This is a genomic window from Petropleomorpha daqingensis (assembly GCF_013408985.1).
In the GTDB taxonomy this organism is placed as follows: Bacteria; Actinomycetota; Actinomycetes; order Mycobacteriales; family Geodermatophilaceae; genus Petropleomorpha; species Petropleomorpha daqingensis.
Genome location: NZ_JACBZT010000001.1, coordinates 2,265,345 through 2,284,086, shown reverse-complemented (window position 1 = coordinate 2,284,086; position 18,742 = coordinate 2,265,345). Strand labels below are relative to the sequence as shown.

Below are 18,742 nucleotides of genomic sequence, written 5' to 3'. Positions count from 1 at the left end.
GGCTTCCAACCAGGAGGCCCACCGGGGCCCGGACAGCACACGGAGGGAACGGCCATGAGGGCAGCCGTAGCTCACGACGACGCCGAGGACGAGCGGTACCAGCCGGCGCGGCGAGCGCTCCGGCCGGTCGGCAGGCCCGCGGCCGCCACGACCGACACGGTCTGGTTCGCCCGCCTGGCGCACCGCGTGGCCGGCGGCGCGCCCGAACACTCCGTCGTCGTCGTCAACTCCGACCGCTTCCCGACCGGCACCCCGGTCGACCTCAGCGGCCAGGACTCCCGCGGCCGGCGACCGGCCGGCTGGCTGGTCGACGTCCGCTACCGCGCCTCTGACGGCCAGGTGCTGCGCATCGAGGTGGCCGAGACCGTCGCGACCCCCGCCCCGCCGCTGTGGTTCGCCGAGATCTGCCACGCCACGAGCAACGTGCCGACCGTGTCGCTGCTCGCCTTCGCCGGTACCGCCCACCCCGAGGGCGCGCTGGTCGGCCCGCACGACGTCGCCCGCAAGGGCCTGCGGATGAGCGACCGGGTCGGTGAGATCCGCTGGTGGACCCGCTCCGGCGTGGTCGAGACGGTGACCGTGGAGCCCGTCTTCCGCCGGCAGGGCATCGGGCGCGTGCTGGCCACCGCCGCGGAGGGCCTGCGCCTGGTCCGCGGCTGGGCCCCGCTGACCACCGACGGACGGCTCACCGACTCCGGCGCCTCGTGGCTCGACGGCGCTCCCCTGTACTGGCGGCCGCGGCTCGCTGAGCGGACCGTCCACATCCCCGAGGACGACGAGTCCGACGGGCCGACCGGCGTCGCCCGCCTCCTCCGCTGACGCGACCCGGTCGGTGGAACACGGTTTCGCGCGCTTAACCGCGCGCGGTTGAGCGCGCGAAACCGTGGTCACGCCAGGCGGGTCACCTCGACGGTCACGCTGTGGCCCTCGCTGGTCGGCCCGGAGAACAGTCCCTTGAACGGCGGGACGTCGCCGTAGTCGCGACCGCGCCCGAGGGTCACGTGCCGCGGCCCGACCTCCACCGAGTTGGTCGGGTCGAAGCCGGTCCAGCCGCCGTCCCACCACTCCACCCACGCATGGCTCTCCCCGGTGACCGCCTCGCCGATCGCGGCGCCCGGCTTCGGGTGCAGGTAACCGGAGACGTAGCGGGCCGGCAGCCCGAGCGCCCGCAGCAGCCCCACGGTCACGTGCGAGATGTCCTGGCAGACCCCCTTGCCGGTGGTCCAGGCCTGCATCGCGTTGGTCTTCACGTTGGTCGCGCCGGACAGGTAGTCCATGTGGTCGCGGACGAACCGGCAGACGATCGCCCCGGCCTCGTGCGGGTCGGCCCGGCCGACCTCGGCCCGCGCAGCCCGGACGACGGGATCGTCCATCGCGGTCAGCCTGGTCGCGGTGAGCAGCTCCCCGAACCGGTCGCGGACGTCGCGGCCGCCGAGCTCCGGCCAGCCGAGGACGCGGTGCACCGCGGGCTCCGGCCCTGCCTCGACGATCGACGTCCCGGTGACCACGAGCTCGCTGTGCGGGACGTGCAGGTCGAACGCGGTGACCGTCGTCCCCCAGTAGTCGCGGTACGGGTAGGCGGTCGCGGCCGGCTCGATCTCCACGCGCGAGCGCAGCGTCGTCTGCCGGCCGGAGTTCTCCGGGGTCAGCCGCGCCTCGTTGTACGACGATCGGACCGGGCCGTCGTAGGCGAACCGGGTGCGGTGCACCACCTGCAGCCGCCAGCGCTGCGCGCTCACCCGACCTCCTCGGGGACCCACACCTGCGGCGCCTGCTCGGTGAAGAACCGGTGCGTCACCGCGGCGCTCGCCGCCGAGCAGGTGCGCTGCAGCTCCTCCAGCCGCGCCGGCAGCCCGGCGAGCAGCTGGTCGGGCGCCATGTACTCCAGCAGCGTGCGGGCCCGGCCGACGATCCGGTGCGCCTCGCCGGCCACGCCGACCCGGGTGGCGTGCGAGACGGTGTCCCGCTCCAGCTCGACCAGGCACGCCTCGGCCGCCTCCAGGGAGGCGAACACCGACCGCGGGAACAGCCGGTCCAGCAGCAGGAACTCGGCGGCCCGGTTGGAGTTGACCACGCCCCGGTAGGTGCGCAGGTAGGGCTCGTAGGCGCCGGTCGAGCGCAGCACCAGGGTCCAGGACGGCGCCGCGTCGCCGGCCAGCACGCGGGTCGAGAGCATCCGCGCGGTCATGTCCACCCGCTCCAGCGAGCGGCCGAGGATGAGGAACAGCCAGCTCTCGTCGCGGCTCATCGTCGCGTCGGCCAGCCCGAACACCATCGCCGAGCGCTCGCGCACGAACCGGAACAGCGAGTGCGGGCCGTACCGGCGGGCCATCGTGCGCTGCTGCGGCAGCGCGTTGTGGGTGACGTTGAGCGACTCCCAGATCTCCGCCGAGAGCACCTCGCGCGCACCGCGGGCGTTCTCCCGCGCCGCCGACAGCGCACCGACGATCGAGCTCGGGCTGCTGCGGTCGAAGGCGAGGGTGTCGAGCACCCGCTCGGTGTCGGCCTCGCCGTCCGGGGCGCCCATGAGCGCGAGCAGGTTGGCGCAGGCCCGCCGCTCGTCGATCCACGGGTCCTCGACCAGCCGCTGGGTGTGCACGTCGAGGATGCGGGCGGTGTCGTCGGCGCGCTCGACGTAGCGGCCGATCCAGAACAGCGACTCGGCGATCCGGCTCAGCACGGCGGACCCGCTTGCTGCTGCTGCTGCGACTGCCCGACCGCCAGGTCGTTCAGCGGACCGGCGTCCGGCGCGATCGCCGCCAGGTCCTCCGTGCTGAACTCGACCCGCGTGAGGTCGGGCTCCGCCGGCTCGCTCGTCCGCGGCGGGCTGATCACCCAGGTGTCCTTGGAGCCGCCGCCCTGGCTGGAGTTCACGACCAGCTCGCCCTCCGGCAGCGCGACCCGGGTCAGCCCGCCGGGCAGCACCCACACCTTCGATCCGTCGTGGACGGCGAACGGCCGCAGGTCGACGTGCCGGGGCGCGATCCTCCCCGCCACCAGCGTGGGCACCGTCGACAGCCCGATCGGCTTCTGCGCGATCCAGTCCCGCGGCCTCGCCCGCACCTTGAGCGCCAGCTCGGTGAGCGTGCGCTCGTCGGCCCGCGGACCGATCACGATCCCCTTGCCGCCCGACCCGTCGACCGGCTTGAGCACGAGCTCGGCGAGCGAGTCCAGCACCCACTCGACGGTGTCCTCGTCGTCGAGCCGGTGGGTCTCGGCGTTCTGCAGCACCGGGTCCTCGCCGAGGTAGTAGCGGATCAGGTCCGGCACCCACGTGTAGAGCAGCTTGTCGTCGGCCACGCCGTTGCCGACGGCGTTGGCGATGGTCACCCGCCCGGCGCGGGCGGCGTTGAGGACGCCGGCGCAGCCGATCACCGAGTCCGGCCGGAAGTGCACGGGGTCGAGGAACTCGTCGTCGATCCGCCGGTAGATGACGTCGACGCGGCGCTGGCCGTCCGTCGTCCGCATGCTGACCTGGTTGCCGGCGCACACGAGGTCGCGGCCCTCGACCAGCTCGACCCCCATCTGGCGGGCGAGCAGCGCGTGCTCGAAGTAGGCGGAGTTGTAGACACCCGGGGTCAGGACGACGACCGTCGGGTCGGCGACGTTGGACGGCGCCGAGGCCTTGAGCGCGGCGAGCAGCCGGGTGGGGTAGTCGTCGACCGGCTGGATGCGGTGGTCGGCGAACAGCTCGGGCAGCACCTGGCTCATCGCCGAGCGGTTGGTGATCACGTAGCTGACCCCGGACGGCGAGCGCAGGTTGTCCTCGAGCACCCGGAAGTCGCCGGCCTCGTCGCGGACCAGGTCGATCCCGGCGACGTGCACCCGCACCCCGTTGGGCGGCACCAGCCCGTGCGCCTGGCGGTGGAAGTGCGCGCTGGTGGTGACGACGCTGCGCGGCACGACACCGTCGTCGAACACCTCGCCGGCGCCGTAGACGTCGGCCAGGAACGCCTCCAGCGCCAGCACCCGCTGCCCGACGCCCCGCTCGATGACCGCCCACTCCTCGGGGCCGATCACCCGCGGCACGATGTCGAGCGGGAACGGCTGCTCCTCGCCCGCGTGGGCGAAGGTCACCCCGGCGTCCCGGTAGGTCTGCGAGAGCAGATCGGCCCGGGCGGCCAGCTCGTCGGCGGCCATCGGCTGCAGCGAGCCGTACAGCCCGAGGTACGCCGCCCGCGGTTGGGCCGGCCCACCGAACATCTCGTCCCACTGCTCCCCCAGTGGGTAGCCGTCGAACAGGTCCGCCATGGTGGGGAACCTAGTTCGACCGTGTGTCCTGCGCGTTTCGAGTCCGTGATCCGGATCCGACCCGTCCGCCGGCGCGGGAACACATCAGGCCCGCGGAACGCTAGGGTGGCCACTGGTTGAACTCTCAACTCAAGGAGGCCGGCGATGCCCGCCGTCACCGTCGAGGACACCACCACCCTGCCGCGCGTCCCGCTGCCCGCCCCGGGGACGGTGCGCCGCCGGACCCGCTCGGTGACCACCGCGCCGTCCGGCTTCGAGGGCGAGGGCTTCCCGGTCCGCCGCGCCTTCGCCGGCGTCGACCTGCGCGACCTGGACCCGTTCATCCACATGGACCAGATGGGCGAGGTCGAGTACGCACCCGGCGAGCCCAAAGGCACCGCGTGGCACCCGCACCGCGGCTTCGAGACCGTCACCTACATCATCGACGGCACCTTCGAGCACGCCGATTCCCACGGCGGCGGCGGCACGATCAGCAACGGCGACACGCAGTGGATGACCGCCGGCGGCGGCGTCCTGCACATCGAGCGGCCCCCGGAGCACCTCGTCGTCAGCGGCGGGCTCTTCCACGGCCTGCAGCTCTGGGTGAACCTGCCCAAGGCGCAGAAGTGGGTGGAGCCGCGCTACCAGGACCTGCGTGCGCACGAGTCGGTGCTGCTGGCCAGCGCGGACGCCGGCGCGCTGCTGCGCGTGATCGCCGGGGACGTCGCCGGGCAGACCGGCCCGGGCAGCACCTACACGCCGATGGCGATGGTGCACGCCACGGTCGCCCCGGGCGCCACCCTCGACCTGCCGTGGCGGCCGGACTTCAACGCCCTGGTCTACGTGCTCTCCGGCGCCGGCTCGGTCGGCATCGACGGCGCCCCCGTGCGCACCGGTCAGCTCGCCGTCCTGGGCCCCGGCGACACCGTCACGATCAACGGCGCGGTGCACCAGGAGTCGCGCACCCCGGCGCTCGACGTCGTCGTCCTCGGCGGGCAGCCGATCCGCGAGCCGATCGCCATGTACGGGCCGTTCGTGATGAACACCCGGCAGGAGGTCCTCGACGCGTTCACCGACTTCCAGGCCGGCCGGCTCGGCTCCATCCCGGCTCAGCACGTCCCGCATGCCGCCGTGCGCGGCGAGGCCGGCCAGGGGTAGAAAGCCGCATGAGCAACCTCGACCGCCGTCCCACTCCCCAGGAGCTCGGCGGGCTCGAGCAGACCCCCGCCGGCCCGGTGCTGGACCTTCTGCCGGGCAAGGAGGTGCTGCTCGGCGAGAGCACCCGCGTCCGACGGCTGCTGCCCACGCTCGGGCGGCGGCTCGTCGGGGCGTGGGCGTTCGTCGACCACTACGGCCCCGACGACGTCACGTCGTCGCCGGGCATGCAGGTCGCGCCGCACCCGCACACCGGGCTGCAGACGGTGTCCTGGCTGCTCGACGGCGAGATCCACCACCGCGACTCGATCGGCAGCGACGTCCTGTTCGGCCCCGGCCAGCTGGCCCTGATGACGGCCGGGCACGGCATCGCGCACTCCGAGCAGTCCCCGGCGGTGCACCCGCGGTTCCTGCACGGTGCCCAGCTGTGGGTCGTGCTCCCGGACGGGTCGCGGGACACCGCGCCGGCGTTCGAGCACCACGCGACGCTGCCCGGCTTCACCTCGGACGGTGTGACGGCGACGGTGCTCATGGGCTCGTTCGGCGGGGCGACCTCCCCCGGGACGGCGTACACCCCGCTGGTCGGCGTCGACCTGGCGCTGGACGCGGGGGCGGACGTCGAGGTGTCGCTCGACCCGGACTTCGAGCACGGCATCCTGGCCGCGTCGGGGTCGGCGACGGTCGAGGGCACCCCGCTGGCGCACGGGACCATGGCCTACCTGGGCACCGGCCGGCGCACGCTGCGGCTGCGGGCCGACGAGCCCGCGAAGCTGCTGCTGCTCGGCGGCGAACCGTTCGAGGAACGGATCGTCATGTGGTGGAACTTCGTCGGCCGCTCCGGTGAGGAGATCGCCGACTACGCGACCTCGTGGACCGAGCACGAGCGCTTCGGCGAGGTGACCGGCTTCGAGGGCATCCGCATCGAGGCGCCACCGCTGCCGCCGCTCCCCCTGGTCCCGCGCGGCCGTGTCCGCTGACGTGAGCGCTGCGCAGGACTGGTCCGCCGTCTTCGCCGACGTGCTCCGTCAGCCCGAATCGCGGGTGCAGGCCGAGATCTGGGGAGAGGTCTTCGGCGAGGAGTACCCGGCCGAGCTCGCGCCGTACAGCTACACCTCCCGCAGCGAGCTGCGCCGGATCGCCGAGGAGGTGCAGGTCGGCGCCGGCGACCTGCTCGTCGACGTCGGCTCCGGGCGGGGCGGCCCGGGCCTGTGGGTGGCGGCGACGACCGGCGCGGACTACTTCGCGGTGGACATCGCCGCGCCGGGGCTGGCGGAGGTGCGCCGCCGCGCGACCGCCCTGGGTCTGGACGGCCGGGCGCGCACCGCTCTCGGCAGCTTCGAGGCGCTCCCCCTCGAGGCGGGCGAGGCCGGCGCGGTCATGAGCATCGACGCGCTGCTGTTCACGCCGGACAAGCAGGCCGCCGCGCACGAGCTCGCCCGGGTGCTGCGCCCCGGTGGCCGGCTGGTGCTCACCACCTGGGACTACTCCCGGCAGCTCGCCGGCCGCCCGCCGCAGGTGGCCGACCACCGCCCGCTCCTCGCCGACGCCGGCTTCCGCGTCCTCGCCTACGAGGAGACCCCCGACTGGGAGCGGCGGCACCGGGAGACCGACCGGCTGCTGCTGGCCCGCATCGACGAGCTGGCCGCCGAGACCGGCGAGCACCCCGACGACGTCCGGGCGGCGTTCACCGAGATGGCCTCGACCGTCGACGCCATGCTCCGCCGCGTCCTCGTCGTCGCCGAACGCTGACGGCCCCGTCCAGGGCACCGCCCCGAGCTTGCGAGGGGTGGGGAGGACGGGGTCCTTACACGGTCCGGAGACGTTCCCACTCGTGGCGGCGGCGGGCCTGCTCCTCGGGGTCGGGCACGGGCAGCGAGGCCAGCAGCCGCTGGGTGTACGGGTGCTGCGGCGCGCCGAGCACCTGCTCGCCTGTCCCCTCCTCGACCAGCTGCCCCCGGTAGAGGACGGCGATGCGGTCGGCCAGCAGGTCGACGACGGCGAGGTCGTGGCTGATGAACAGCGCCGCGAACCCGAGTTCGCGCTGCAGGTCCTCGAACAGCTCCAGCACCTTCGCCTGCACCGACACGTCCAGCGCCGAGGTCGGCTCGTCGGCGATGAGCAGCTCCGGGAACAGCGCCAGCGACCGGGCGAGCGAGGCCCGCTGCCGCTGACCGCCGGAGAGCTCGTGCGGGTACCGGTCGCCGAAGGCCTTCGGCAGCTGCACCGACTCGAGCAGGTCGTCGACCCGCTTGCGCGCACCGGCGAGGTCCTTGTGCCGGCCGTGCACGATCAGCGGCTCGGCGACGGCCTGGGCGATGGTCAGCAGCGGGTTGAAGCTGGTCGCCGGGTCCTGGAAGACGAACCCGATCCGCTCGCGCACCGGCCGGAACGCGCGCTCCTTGACCCCGTTCATCTCGGTGCCGAGCACCGACAGCGAGCCGCCGCTGACCTTGGTCAGCCCGGCGATCGCGCGGCCGATCGTCGTCTTGCCGCTGCCGCTCTCCCCGACCAGCCCGAGCACCTCACCCGGGCGGATCGAGAAGCTCACCCCGTCGACGGCGACGAAGTCCGGCTGCCGGAACCGCCCGGGGTAGACGATCTGCAGGTCCTTCGCCTCGACGATCGGGGTCGCGGACTCCCAGCCCTGCTCGCGGCGCGCGGCCCGCTCGACCGCCCGGGCGCTGCCCTGGCCGATCCGCGGCACCGACCCGAGCAGCTGCTTGGTGTAGTCGTCCTTCGGGTCGCGGAACAGCGTGGCGACGTCGGCCTCCTCGACGATCCGCCCCTGGTACATCACCGCGACGCGGTCGGCGAGGTCGGCGACGACGCCCATGTTGTGCGTGATCAGCACGATCGCCGCGCCGAATTCGTCGCGGCAGCGGCGCAGCAGGTCGAGGATCTCGGCCTGCACGGTGACGTCCAGCGCCGTCGTCGGCTCGTCGGCGATGATCACGCCGGGGTCGAGGACGAGCGCCTGCGCGATGACGATGCGCTGCTTCTGCCCGCCGGAGAACTGGTGCGGGTAGTAGTCGATGCGCTCCTCGGGGTCGGGGATGCCGACCCGGCGGAGCACGTCGATCGCCTTCTCCCGCGCCTCGGCCTTCGACAGCCCGCCGTGCGCGCGCAGGCCCTCGATGATCTGCCAGCCCACCTTGTAGACCGGGTTGAGCACGCTGCCGGGCTCCTGGAACACCATCGCGGCGTCCCGCCCCCGCACCTCGCGCAATTCCCTAGCAGGCAGGCTCACGATGTCGTGGCTGCGAGCACCGTCCTTCCGGGACAGGACGACGGCGCCGCGGGTCGTCGCGGTCTCCGGCAGCAGCCGCAGGATGCTGCGCGCGGTCACCGTCTTGCCGCTGCCGCTCTCCCCGACGATCGCCAGCACCTCTCCGGGCTCGACGGTGAGGCTGACGTCGCGGACCGCCTCGACGGTGCCGGAGTCCGTGGCGAACGAGATCCGCAGGTTGTCGATGTCGACGACGCTCATGAGTTGTCCCCCAGGGGCTCCAGACCACGCAGGCCACCCGGGGCGGCCAGCGTGCCGCCCGGCACCACGGCGACGTCCCCGACCGGCGACGGCTCGCCCTCGGCGGCCCGGCGGCGGGTGCGCAGCCGCGGGTCGACCAGGTCGTTGAGGCTCTCGCCGACCAGCGTCAGCCCGAGCACGGTGAGCACGATCGCCGCCCCCGGGAACACCGACGTCCACCAGATGCCGCTGGTGACGTCGGACAGCGACCTGTTGAGGTCGTAGCCCCACTCGGCGCCCGCGGTCGGCTGGATGCCGAAGCCGAGGAAGCCGAGCCCGGCCAGCGTGAGGATCGCCTCGGAGGCGTTGAGCGTGACGATCAGCGGCAGCGTCCGGGTGGAGTTGCGCAGCACGTGGCGGGTCATGATCCGCCAGTTGCTCGCCCCGATGACCCGGGCCGACTCCACGAACGCCTCGGCCTTGATCCGCACCGTCTCGGCGCGGATCACCCGGAAGTACTGCGGGATGAACACCACGGTGATCGAGATCGCCGCCGCGAAGATGCCGCCCCAGAGGTCGGACTGCCCGCCGCTGATCGCGATCCCCACGACGATGGCCAGCAGCAGCGTCGGGAAGGCGTAGATCGCGTCGCAGATGACGACCAGCACGCGGTCGGCCCAGCCGCCGAAGTAGCCGGACACCAGCCCGAGCAGCACGCCGACGACGATCGAGAGCAGGATCGCGACCAGGATGACCAGCAGCGCCGTCCGGGCGCCGTAGATCACCCGGGACAGGACGTCGTAGCCGCCGACGGTGGTGCCCAGCCAGTGCTCGCTCGAGGGCTCCTGCTGGGCGCCGAAGACGCCGTTCTCGTCGCGCAGCTGGCCGTAGCCGTAGGGGGCGAGCAGCGGGGCGAAGATCGCGGTCAGCACGAAGATGCCCATGAGCACCAGGCCGGCGACCAGCATGCCGCGCTGCAGGCCGACGCTCTGCCGCAGCTGGTGGATGACCGGGAGCTGCCTCCAGGAGCGCTTCCGTCGGGGGGCAGCGGTCGTGGGGGCCGCTTCGGCGGTGGCCATCAGTACCTCACCCGGGGGTCGATGAGCGCGGCGATGATGTCGACGATGAAGTTGGTGACCGCGACGATCACCGCCAGCAGCGCGACGATGCCCTGGACGGCGACGAAGTCGCGGGCCTGCAGGTACTTCGTCAGCTGGAAGCCCAGGCCCTTCCACTCGAACGTCGTCTCCGTGAGCACCGCGCCGACCAGCAGGATCGCCACCTGCAGGCCGATGACGGTGATGATCGGGATGAGCGCCGGCCGGTAGGCGTGCTTGCGCAGCAGGCGGTACTCCCCCACGCCCCGCGAGCGGGCCGCCTCGACGTAGCCGGCGCCGTGCGTGCCGATGACGTTGGTGCGCACCAGCCGCAGGAAGATGCCCGCGGTGAGCAGCCCGAGGGCGAGCGAGGGCAGGATCGCGTGCTGCAGGACGTCCTGCACCGCCGCCGGATCGCCCAGCCGGATCGCGTCGATCAGGTAGAACCCGCTCGGGTGCGGCAGCGTGGACAGCTCGATCTCGGTGCCGGTCGACGCGCGGCCGGCGACCGGCAGCCAGTCCAGCCACACGGAGAAGACCAGCTTGAACAGCAGGCCGAGGAAGAACACGGGAGTCGCGTAGAAGAGGATCGCGAACACCCGCAGGACGGCGTCCGGCGCCCGGTCGCGGAAGTACGCGGCCACCATGCCGAGCGGGATACCGACGATCAGGGCCACGATCAGCGCGTAGACGGTGAGCTCGAGGGTCGCCGTCCCGAAGGTCTTGAGCACGTCGAGGACCGGCCGGCGGTCGGAGATCGTCGTCCCGAAGTCGCCGTGGACGATGCCGCCGAGGTAGTCGAAGTACTGCACGAACAGCGGGCGGTCGTAGCCGGCGTCGTGCACCCGCTGGGCCAGCTGGTCGGGAGGCAGCCGACCGCCGAGCGCCGCGGTGATCGGGTCACCCGTCGTCCGCATGAGGAAGAAGACGGTCGTCACCAGGATGAAGATCGTCGGGATGATCAGCAGGAAGCGGACCACGATGTAACGGCCCAGGCCGCCGCCCCGCCGGCGTCGCCGGGTCACCGGTGCGCCGGCGCCCTCGTCCTGAGCCGGGCTGTCGGTCAGCTCGCTCGTCGTCGTTGTCATGGGTGTCCAGCCGTTCGGTGCCGGGGCGCGAGCGCCGTCAGCGGTGAGCAGCCGGGATGCCGGCTGCGGGGATCAGCATGCGCCAGTCCCTGGCGCCACACGGACCGCGGCCCCGGACGACTCGCGACAGTGCGAGCCGTCCGGGGCCCCGGTCAGGTGTTCGTCGGTCCGGTTCAGCCCTTGGCGAGGACGCCGTAGCGGAACTTGAACGACGGGTCGAGCGTGGTGTCGGCGCCGGTGACGTCCTTGCCGACCACGGCGACCTGGCTGCCCTGGAGGAACGGGACGGTCGAGAGGTCCTGCGCCTCGGCGTCCTGGATCTGACCGATGATCGCCGCCCGCTGGGTCGGGTCACCGGTCGTCTGCTCCTGCTGGATCAGCTGGTCGATCGCCGGGTTGTCGTAGTGGTTGGCGAGGAAGGACTGCGTCGTCTCCGTGTTGAGGAAGAACGGCGTCAGGTAGTTGTCGGCGTCGGAGAAGTCCGGGAACCAGCCGAGCTGGTAAGCCGGGTAGACGTCGGCAGTGCGGTCCTTCGAGTACTGCGTCCACTCGGTGGACTGCAGGTTCACCTGGAACAGGCCGGTCGACTCGAGCTGGCTCTTGATGAGCGCGTACTCGTCACCGGACGACGGGCCGTAGTGGTCCGTCGTGAACTGCAGGCTGAGCGGGACCGGGGTCTGCACGCCGGCGGCCTGCAGCCGCTGGGCGGCCTTGTCCGCGTCCGGACCGCCCTGGCCGTCGCCGTACAGGCTCTTCAGGGCATCGTTCGCGCCCGTCAGACCGGAGGCGACGAAGGAGTACAGCGGCGTGTAGGTGCCCTTGTAGACCTGGTCGGCGATCTCCTTGCGGTCGATCAGGTCGGCCACCGCCTGGCGGACGGCCAGCGCCTTGGCCGGATCGGCCTCGGGCGTCTTGGCGCCGTACGGCATCGTGTCGAAGTTGAACACGATGTAGCGGATCTCCCCGCCCGGACCGGTCACGACCTTGACCTTGTCGTCGTTCTTCAGGTCGGCGATGTCGGTCGCGGTCAGGCTGCGGAAGGCGACGTCGATGTTGCCCTGCTGGACGTCGAGCTTGAGGTTCGAGGCGTCCGAGTAGTACTTGACGTTGACCTTGTCGGTCTTCGGCTTGCCGAGCAGCCCCTGGTAGTCGGGGTTGGCCTCGTAGGAGACCAGGTCGTTCTTCTTGTAGCTGGTGATCGTGTACGGGCCGGCGAAGGCCTTGCCCTTGACGATGTCCTCGTCCGGCGTCAGGGCATTCGGGTCGAACACCTCTTCGTCGACGATCGGGCCGGCGTTGGTCGACAGGACCTGGGCGAAGGTCTGGTCGTTCGCCGTCTTGAGGTGGAAGACGACGGTCGTGTCGTCCGGGGCGTCGACGCTGGCGAGGTTGCCGAGCAGGGACGCCGGGCCGTTCTCGTCGTTGATCTTCAGGATCCGGTCGAAGCTGAACTTGACGTCCGAGGACGTCAGGTCGTGGCCGTTGGCGAACTTCAGACCGCTCTTGAGCTTGACCGTGTAGTCGGTCGGAGCGGAGAAGTCGGCGCTCTCGGCGATGTCGGGCTGCACGTCGGGGCTGCCCGGAGCGGTGTTCATCAGGAACGGGTAGACCTGGTTCATCACCGTGAACGACCCGTTGTCGTACGAACCCGCGGGGTCGAGGGTGACGATGACGTCGGTCGTGCCGATGGTGAGCGAGCCCCCGCTGCTGCCGCCGGAGCCCCCGCTGCCGCTGCCGCCGCCACAGGCGGTCAGGGCCAGCGCAGTCATCGCGATGCCCGCGCCGGCGGCCAGCGCACGGCGGCCGCCGTTCGAAACGGATCTCATCCGCAACCTCGTCTTCATGGGAGCGGGCCGCGGGCGCACGAAGCGCTCCCACCGCGGCCGCCCGTGGGTGATGGAGATCCATGCCTAGCACACAGCATTTCCCGGACATCAGGCTTGAGACGCTGCTGTTATGCGGTCGTGACCGGTCCCGACGGGACGCCTTCGCGCTCCGGGAGCCCGCCGAGCGGGACGTGGCCGGGTGCGAGCAGGCTGTCGGCATGACCGCCGTGTCCGATCAGCGCCTGCTCGCCTTCGTCGCCGGCAACCGCCGGGGTGTGCTCACGACGATCAAGCGCGACGGGCGACCGCAGCTGTCGAACGTCGGCTACGCGTGGGACGCCACCGACGACACCGGCCTGATCCGCGTCTCGGTGACCGACGACCGGGCGAAGACCCGCAACCTGCGCCGCGATCCGCGCGTCTCGCTCCACGTGACCAGCGCCGACTTCTGGACCTGGGTGGTCGTCGAAGGCACCGCCGAGCTCACGCCGGTCGCCGAGGACCCCCACGACGCGACCGTCGACGAGCTGATCGCCTACTACCGCGGCACCGCCGGCGAGCACCCGGACTGGGACGACTACCGGCGCGCGATGGTCGCCGACCGCCGGCTCGTCGTCCGAATCCGCCCGGAGCACGCCTACGGGCAGGTCCCGGACTAGGTCGAGTCCGGTGAGGCGGCCCCGCTGCAGGGGCCCGCCGCGAGCGTGCGAGCGGTGGGGAGCAGTGGGGTCCTTCTAGAAGTCGCCACCGCCACCGAAGTCGCCACCGCCACCGAAGTCGCCGCCACCGCCGAAGTCGCCACCGCCACCCCAGTCGCCGCCACCACCGGCGCCCCAGTCACCACCGCCGCCGCCGTCGTGGTCGCCGAAGAGCAGGCCGCCGAGCACCAGACCGCCCAGACCCCAGCCGAGCCCGCTGCCGCCGCCGCGGCGATAGCCGCCGCCACCCCAGCCACCGCCGTAGCCGGGCTGGCCGTACCCGCCGCCGTAGCCGCCGCCCCAGCCGTAACCGGTGCGCTGCGACCACCGCGAGACGTCGTCCTGGGCGACGTCGAGGGCGTACTGCGCGAGCTGGTCGGCGTGCTGCGCCTCGCGCAGCGCCGACACCGGGTCCGACGACGGCTGCCGGTGCGCGGCGTCGAGGTGCCGCTCGGCCTCGGCCAGCCGGGTCCGCGCCTCGGGACCCACCGCGCCGCGGCGGGTGCTGATGAAGTCGCCGGCCGCCGCGACCGAAGAGCTCGCGGTGAGCAGCGCCTGCTCGAGCGCCTCGCGGGCCCGCCGGGCCTGGGTCTGCGCGTCCCGGGCCGGGACCAGGGCCTGCTCGAGGGCGTTGTCGGCGTCCTCCAGCCGGCGCAGCGCCGCCAGCGGGTCGGGCAGCCCGCCGTCGGTGGGCCGCAGGGCGTTCTGGGCCGAGGCCAGCTCGGCCTCGGCGCGGGCGACGTGCGGCTGCAGGCCGTTCGGGTCGCCGTTCTGCATCATCGCGCGGGCCTCGGCCAGGTCGGCCTCGGTCTCGGCACGCGCGGCGGCCAGCTTCTGCTCGGCCGCGGCGAGGTCGCCGGCCAGCCGGTCGACCGCGTCGAGCAGCGTGGCGCTCTGCGTGACGGCGTCCTCGGCCGGGCGCAGCCGCCCGACCGCCTGTCCCGTGTCGCCGCTCTGCATCGCCGCGCGTGCCTGGTCGAGCAGCTGGCCGGCCGCGGTCAACCGCACCCCCGCCTCCTGCACGTTGACCGCCACCGGGGAGAGCGCGGACGCGGCGTACCGGGCGCCGAGGTCGGCCAGCTTCCGCTCCTGCTCGGGCAGCCGGCCCTGCAGCTGCGTGATCCGCCCGCCCAGCTCCTCGATGGCCTGCGGCGCGTTGGCCTCCTGGGTGCGCAGCGCATCGAGGGCGGCGCCCTGCTCGGCCAGCCGCTTGCCGGCGGAGTCGGTCAGCGCCAGCAGCTCGGTCAGCATGCGGCGTCGGGTCGGCTCGTCCTCGGGGATCTCGTCGTCGAGCTCCTGGCGGATCGTGAACGCCCGCGCCAGCTCGCCGCGGGTCTGCTCGAGCGCCTGGTCGCCGCCGGGGACGGCGTCGGCGCCGAAGTGCGTGCGGGCGAAGTCGACGTTGACCTGGGCGGTGCGCACCCGCTCGTCGAGGTCGAGCAGCGCCTCGCTGGCCCGGCCGTTGAGCACCTCGGTGGGGGTGCCGGCGTGCGGGTCCGGCGGGCCGACCTGCGCCGGCTGCTGGCCCTGCGGGAGTTCCTTGCGCCGGTTGCGCCGGGCGCGGAAGAACATGTAGCCGCCGCCGGCCACCAGCACGAGGGCCAGGACGACGCCGAGCGTGACCAGCCCGGAGTTCGAGCCCCCGCCGCCACCCGACGAGGACGACGACCCGCCGCCCAGCGCGTCGGTCGCGGTGGTGACGACGCCGACCCAGTCCTGGCTGTCGACCGCGGAGCCCAGATCGCCGGACACCTTGCTGAGCTCGTCCTGCGCCGCCGTCCTGCCGGCGAAGAAGCCGCCCTTCCCGTCGCCGGTCGCGACCGCGAGGACCACCTGGTCGCCGCTCAGGTTCGAGGCCTGGAAGGTCTCCTGCGCCCAGGTGTGCCCGGCCGTGCCGTCGAAGCTGTCGACGTAGACGACGAACAGCTGGGTGCCGGTGTCGGACTGCAGGCCGTCGATGGCGTCCTGGACGTCGGACCGGTCGCCGCTTGACAGCACGTTCGACTGGTCGGTGATGCGGTCGCTGAGCGCGAACGGTGCCGCGGCCATCGCCGGGCCCGCCCCCACGACGAGGGCGGCGGCGAGGACGCCGATGAGGATCGTCAGCCGACGGCGCACGGTTCCAGACCTCCTGGTGCAAGGGCCGCCCCGCTCGGGACGTCCCGGACTCGACACACGCGCGAGGGGCCCCACGGGTTCCCGCGTCAGAACCGACCGCCGCCGCCGCGCCGGCCGCCCCCGGAACGCCGGCTGCCGCCCCCGGACCGCCGGCTCCCCGACGAGCGGGACGACGACCGGTACGTGGATCGACGGGAGGAGCGGTAACCACCCCCGGAGCCGCCGAACCCTCCACCGCCCCACGCCCAGCCACCGGAACCGCCATAGCCTCCACCCACGGCCACCGGCGGGGCGAGGTCGGCGTTCGCCTGGCTCTGCGCGGACTGGGCCTGCGCCGTCGCACGCTCGGCGGCCGCCACCGCGGCCACGGCGTCGACGGCCGCGGCGGCCTCCGCCTGGGCGAGCCAGCGCTGCGCCTCGGAGAGCGCGGTGCGCGCCCCCACACCGACCCGGCCGCTGCGCGTGGCGACGAGGTCCTGCGCACCGGCGACCCGGACCCGCGCGCCGGACAGCGTCCGGTCCAGCCGGGCCCGCGCGGCGGCCTGCTTCGCCTGCTCGTCCTTGGCCCGGCCCAGCGCCTCGTCGAGCGCGGTGTCGGCCGCGGTGAGCTTCTCCAGCGCGGTCAACGGGTCGGGCGGGACGGCGCCGGCCAGGGCGTCCACCTCGGCGAGGGCCTGCTCGGCGCGGGACACCTGCTCGGCCAGGCCGGTCCGGTCGGCGCCCGACGCGGCCAGGGTGCGCGCCTCCGCGAGGTCCCGCTCGGCGTCGGCGCGGGCGGCCGGGAGCTTCGCCGCGGCGTCCTCCAGCTCGCCGGCGCGCCGGCCGATGGCGTCGAGCAGGGTGGTGGCCTGGGCCAGCGCTGCCTCCGCCGTCCGGACGGCCGGGGCGGCCATCCCCGCCCGGCCGGCCGCGATCTCCGCCCGCCCCGCCGCCACGGCCTCCCGGGCGGCGTCGAGCCGGGAGCGCGCCTCGGCGTCGTTGTCGTCCTCGGGGACGAGCGCGGTCGGGGCCCAGCGCTCGCGCAGCCGGGCGAGCGCGGCCTCCTCCTGCGGCAGCCGGTCGGCCAGCGCGGTGATGCCCGCGGCCAGCCCGTCGAGCAACTGCGGCGCGTTCTTCTCCAGGTCGCGCAGCTGGGCGAACGCCGCGGCCTGGGCGTCCAGCTCGGTGTCGGCCGAGTCGGCGAGGGCGAGGATCCGGGCGAGCAGCTTCCGGGTCGCCAGGTCGTCCTCGGGGTGCTCGTCGTCCAGCTGCTGGCGGACGGCGAACGCCTGCTCCATCTCACCCTTGGCGGCCGCATACGATGCCGCGGCGTCGGCCACCTCCGCCTCCCCGTACTGGGCCTTCGCGAAGTCGAGGTCGACCGAGGAGCTGCGCAACGCCTCGTCCACCTGCAGCAGCGCCTCGGCGGCCCGGCCCTGGACCGATTCGGTCGGTTCGCCGGGGAACGGGTCCTCCCTGCGGATCCGCTCCTGCTCGGTCCGCCGCCGCTTGCGGACGCGGTTCAGCCAGACCAGCCCGGCGATGACCAGCACGACGCCGACGACGACGAGCACGGCCGGCCAGATCGAGGTGGGTTCCAGCCCGTCGGCGAAGGCGACGACGGCGCCGGCCCAGTCGCCGTCGGACAGCTTCGGTTCGACGTCGGAGACGAGGAGGTCGTCGAGGTCGGCGTCGGACACGCGGAAGTCGGCGTCCACCGAGTAGCCGTAGGCGCGGTCGCCCACCGCGACCGCGAACAGGACGTCGCCGGCACCGAGCTGCGAGGCCTCTGCCGTCTGCGCCGCCCAGTCGTCGCCGCTCTGGCCGTCGAAGGAGTCGACGAACACCACCCACAGCTGGGTGCCGTCGGCGTCGCGCAGCTCCTGCAGGGCGCCGTCCACGTCGGCGCGGTCGCCGGCCGAGAGCACGCCGGCCCGGTCGGTGACCTGGTCGTCGAGCCGGAACGGGGCATCGGCGAGGGCAGGGACAGCGGCCGGGAGCACCAGCCCCGCGAGCAGGCCGAGGACGACGAGCAGCCTGCGCACGGACGGGGACCCTATCTGGAGTGGAGCCGTGCCGGTGACGCGCTCGGATCCCCTCCGCTCAGGCGTCGATGCGGCGCCGGCCCTCGAAGGCGCGGCCGAGCGTGACCTCGTCGGCGTACTCGAGGTCACCGCCCACCGGCAGCCCGCTGGCCAGCCGCGAGACGGCCAGCCCCATCGGCGAGACCAGCCGCGCGAGGTAGGCGGCGGTCGCCTCGCCCTCCAGGTTGGGGTCGGTGGCGATGATCAGCTCGGTGACCGTGCCGTCCATGAGCCGGGTCATGAGCTCCTTGACCCGCAGGTCGTCGGGGCCGACGCCCTCGATCGGGCTGATCGCCCCGCCGAGCACGTGGTACTTGCCGCGGAACTCGCGGGTGCGCTCGATCGCGACGACGTCCTTGGGCTCCTCGACCACGCAGATGACGTCGTCGGTGCGGCGCGGGTCCTTGCAGATCCGGCACTGCTCGCCCTCGGCGACGTTGTAGCAGGTCACGCAGAAGCGCACCTCGGCCTGCACGCGCTGCAGCGCCGCGACCAGCCGGCCGACGTCGGCGCTCTCGGCGGCGAGCAGGTGGAAGGCGATGCGCTGGGCGCTCTTGGGACCGACGCCCGGCAGCCGGCCGAGCTCGTCGATGAGGTCCTGGACGGCACCCTCGTACACGGTGATTCCTTCGCGGGGTCTCGAGAGGTCTAGAAGCCCGGCAGACCCAGGCCGCCACCGCCGCCGAGGCCGCCGGCCAGCGGGCCCATCGACTGCGCGGCGAGCTCGTCGGCGGCGCGCTTGGCGTCGCGGACGGCGGCGACGACGAGGTCCTGCAGGGTCTCGACGTCGTCGGGGTCGACGGCAGCGGGCGCGATGGTGAGCGCGGTCAGCTCACCGGTGCCGGTCATGGTCGCGGTGACCAGGTTGCCCCCGGCCGAGCCGGTGACCTCGGTCTCGGCGAGCTGCTCCTGGGCTGCCATCAGCTGCTGCTGCATCTGCTGGGCCTGCTGGAGCAACTGAGCCATGTCGGGCTGGCCTCCTGGAAACATGCACCGAGCGT

At 73.3% G+C, this 18,742-nt stretch carries 16 protein-coding genes; 5 read left to right on the top strand and 11 right to left on the bottom strand.

From position 1 onward, the window contains the following. Positions 1-54 precede the first annotated feature (54 nt). Entirely contained in the window at positions 55-819 is a 765-nt protein-coding gene (locus GGQ55_RS11275; RefSeq protein WP_179716730.1) for a hypothetical protein, read from the top strand. Between the two features lie 68 nt (positions 820-887). Here GGQ55_RS11275 and GGQ55_RS11270 read toward each other — a convergent pair whose 3' ends face one another. From GGQ55_RS11270 to GGQ55_RS11260, 3 genes are read right to left on the bottom strand one after another with little or no spacing between them, the layout of a single operon-like run. Then, positions 888-1,739 carry a transglutaminase family protein gene (locus tag GGQ55_RS11270; protein WP_366489064.1) on the bottom strand — a complete coding sequence of 284 codons (852 nt, stop codon included), beginning with the start codon at positions 1,737-1,739 and terminating at the stop codon, positions 888-890. Continuing rightward, entirely contained in the window at positions 1,736-2,680 is a 945-nt protein-coding gene (locus tag GGQ55_RS11265) for an alpha-E domain-containing protein (protein WP_179716728.1), read from the bottom strand. Before GGQ55_RS11265 ends, GGQ55_RS11270 begins: the two co-directional genes overlap by 4 nt. After that, positions 2,674-4,251, bottom strand: coding sequence for a circularly permuted type 2 ATP-grasp protein (locus GGQ55_RS11260; protein ID WP_179716726.1), 1,578 nt, complete (start codon positions 4,249-4,251; stop codon positions 2,674-2,676). Before GGQ55_RS11260 ends, GGQ55_RS11265 begins: the two co-directional genes overlap by 7 nt. 144 nt (positions 4,252-4,395) lie before the next feature. On the opposite strand from GGQ55_RS11260, the gene GGQ55_RS11255 reads away from it, so the two are divergent. The 3 genes from GGQ55_RS11255 to GGQ55_RS11245 are packed head-to-tail and all read left to right on the top strand — an operon-like array spanning position 4,396 to position 7,134. Next, complete coding sequence (locus tag GGQ55_RS11255) at positions 4,396-5,388, top strand: pirin family protein (RefSeq protein ID WP_179716724.1); 993 nt, start codon at positions 4,396-4,398, stop codon at positions 5,386-5,388. Positions 5,389-5,396: 8 nt separating this feature from the next. Next, complete coding sequence (locus tag GGQ55_RS11250) at positions 5,397-6,362, top strand: pirin family protein (protein ID WP_179716722.1); 966 nt, start codon at positions 5,397-5,399, stop codon at positions 6,360-6,362. Position 6,363: 1 nt separating this feature from the next. After that, on the top strand, positions 6,364-7,134 hold the full coding sequence (locus GGQ55_RS11245) for a class I SAM-dependent methyltransferase (RefSeq protein ID WP_218859253.1): 771 nt from the start codon (positions 6,364-6,366) through the stop codon (positions 7,132-7,134). 55 nt (positions 7,135-7,189) lie between these two features. On the opposite strand, the gene GGQ55_RS11240 is transcribed toward GGQ55_RS11245, so the two are convergent. The 4 genes from GGQ55_RS11240 to GGQ55_RS11225 form a co-directional block, all read right to left on the bottom strand. Next, positions 7,190-8,872: an ABC transporter ATP-binding protein gene (locus tag GGQ55_RS11240; RefSeq protein ID WP_179716720.1), complete on the bottom strand. Its 1,683-nt coding sequence runs from the start codon at positions 8,870-8,872 to the stop codon at positions 7,190-7,192. Next, positions 8,869-9,930 (bottom strand): ABC transporter permease, encoded by a 1,062-nt coding sequence (locus GGQ55_RS11235; RefSeq protein ID WP_179716718.1) that lies wholly within the window; start codon positions 9,928-9,930, stop codon positions 8,869-8,871. The genes GGQ55_RS11240 and GGQ55_RS11235 overlap by 4 nt, the downstream gene beginning before the upstream one ends. Further along, on the bottom strand, positions 9,930-11,036 hold the full coding sequence (locus GGQ55_RS11230; RefSeq protein WP_179716716.1) for an ABC transporter permease: 1,107 nt from the start codon (positions 11,034-11,036) through the stop codon (positions 9,930-9,932). The genes GGQ55_RS11235 and GGQ55_RS11230 overlap by 1 nt, the downstream gene beginning before the upstream one ends. Positions 11,037-11,209: 173 nt before the next feature. Continuing rightward, the gene (locus tag GGQ55_RS11225) at positions 11,210-12,862 is read right to left on the bottom strand and encodes an ABC transporter substrate-binding protein (RefSeq protein WP_179716714.1); all 1,653 of its coding nucleotides are present in this window, start codon (positions 12,860-12,862) and stop codon (positions 11,210-11,212) included. Positions 12,863-13,080: 218 nt separating this feature from the next. Between GGQ55_RS11225 and GGQ55_RS11220 the strand changes: the two genes are divergently transcribed. Next, positions 13,081-13,521: a PPOX class F420-dependent oxidoreductase gene (locus GGQ55_RS11220; RefSeq protein ID WP_179716712.1), complete on the top strand. Its 441-nt coding sequence runs from the start codon at positions 13,081-13,083 to the stop codon at positions 13,519-13,521. A gap of 75 nt (positions 13,522-13,596) precedes the next feature. Here the strand turns inward: GGQ55_RS11220 and GGQ55_RS11215 are convergent, their stop codons facing one another. The 4 genes from GGQ55_RS11215 to GGQ55_RS11200 all read right to left on the bottom strand — a co-directional run bounded on the left by GGQ55_RS11215 (position 13,597) and on the right by GGQ55_RS11200 (position 18,707). Then, positions 13,597-15,678, bottom strand: a complete 2,082-nt coding sequence (locus GGQ55_RS11215; protein ID WP_366489060.1) for a TPM domain-containing protein — start codon at positions 15,676-15,678, stop codon at positions 13,597-13,599. Positions 15,679-15,764: 86 nt separating this feature from the next. Then, positions 15,765-17,702 carry a TPM domain-containing protein gene (locus tag GGQ55_RS11210; protein WP_179716710.1) on the bottom strand — a complete coding sequence of 646 codons (1,938 nt, stop codon included), beginning with the start codon at positions 17,700-17,702 and terminating at the stop codon, positions 15,765-15,767. Between the two features lie 58 nt (positions 17,703-17,760). Further along, positions 17,761-18,360 carry a recombination mediator RecR gene (gene recR / locus GGQ55_RS11205; RefSeq protein WP_179716708.1) on the bottom strand — a complete coding sequence of 200 codons (600 nt, stop codon included), beginning with the start codon at positions 18,358-18,360 and terminating at the stop codon, positions 17,761-17,763. Between the two features lie 29 nt (positions 18,361-18,389). Further along, complete coding sequence (locus tag GGQ55_RS11200) at positions 18,390-18,707, bottom strand: YbaB/EbfC family nucleoid-associated protein (RefSeq protein ID WP_366489057.1); 318 nt, start codon at positions 18,705-18,707, stop codon at positions 18,390-18,392. Between the last annotated feature and the right edge of the window lie 35 nt (positions 18,708-18,742).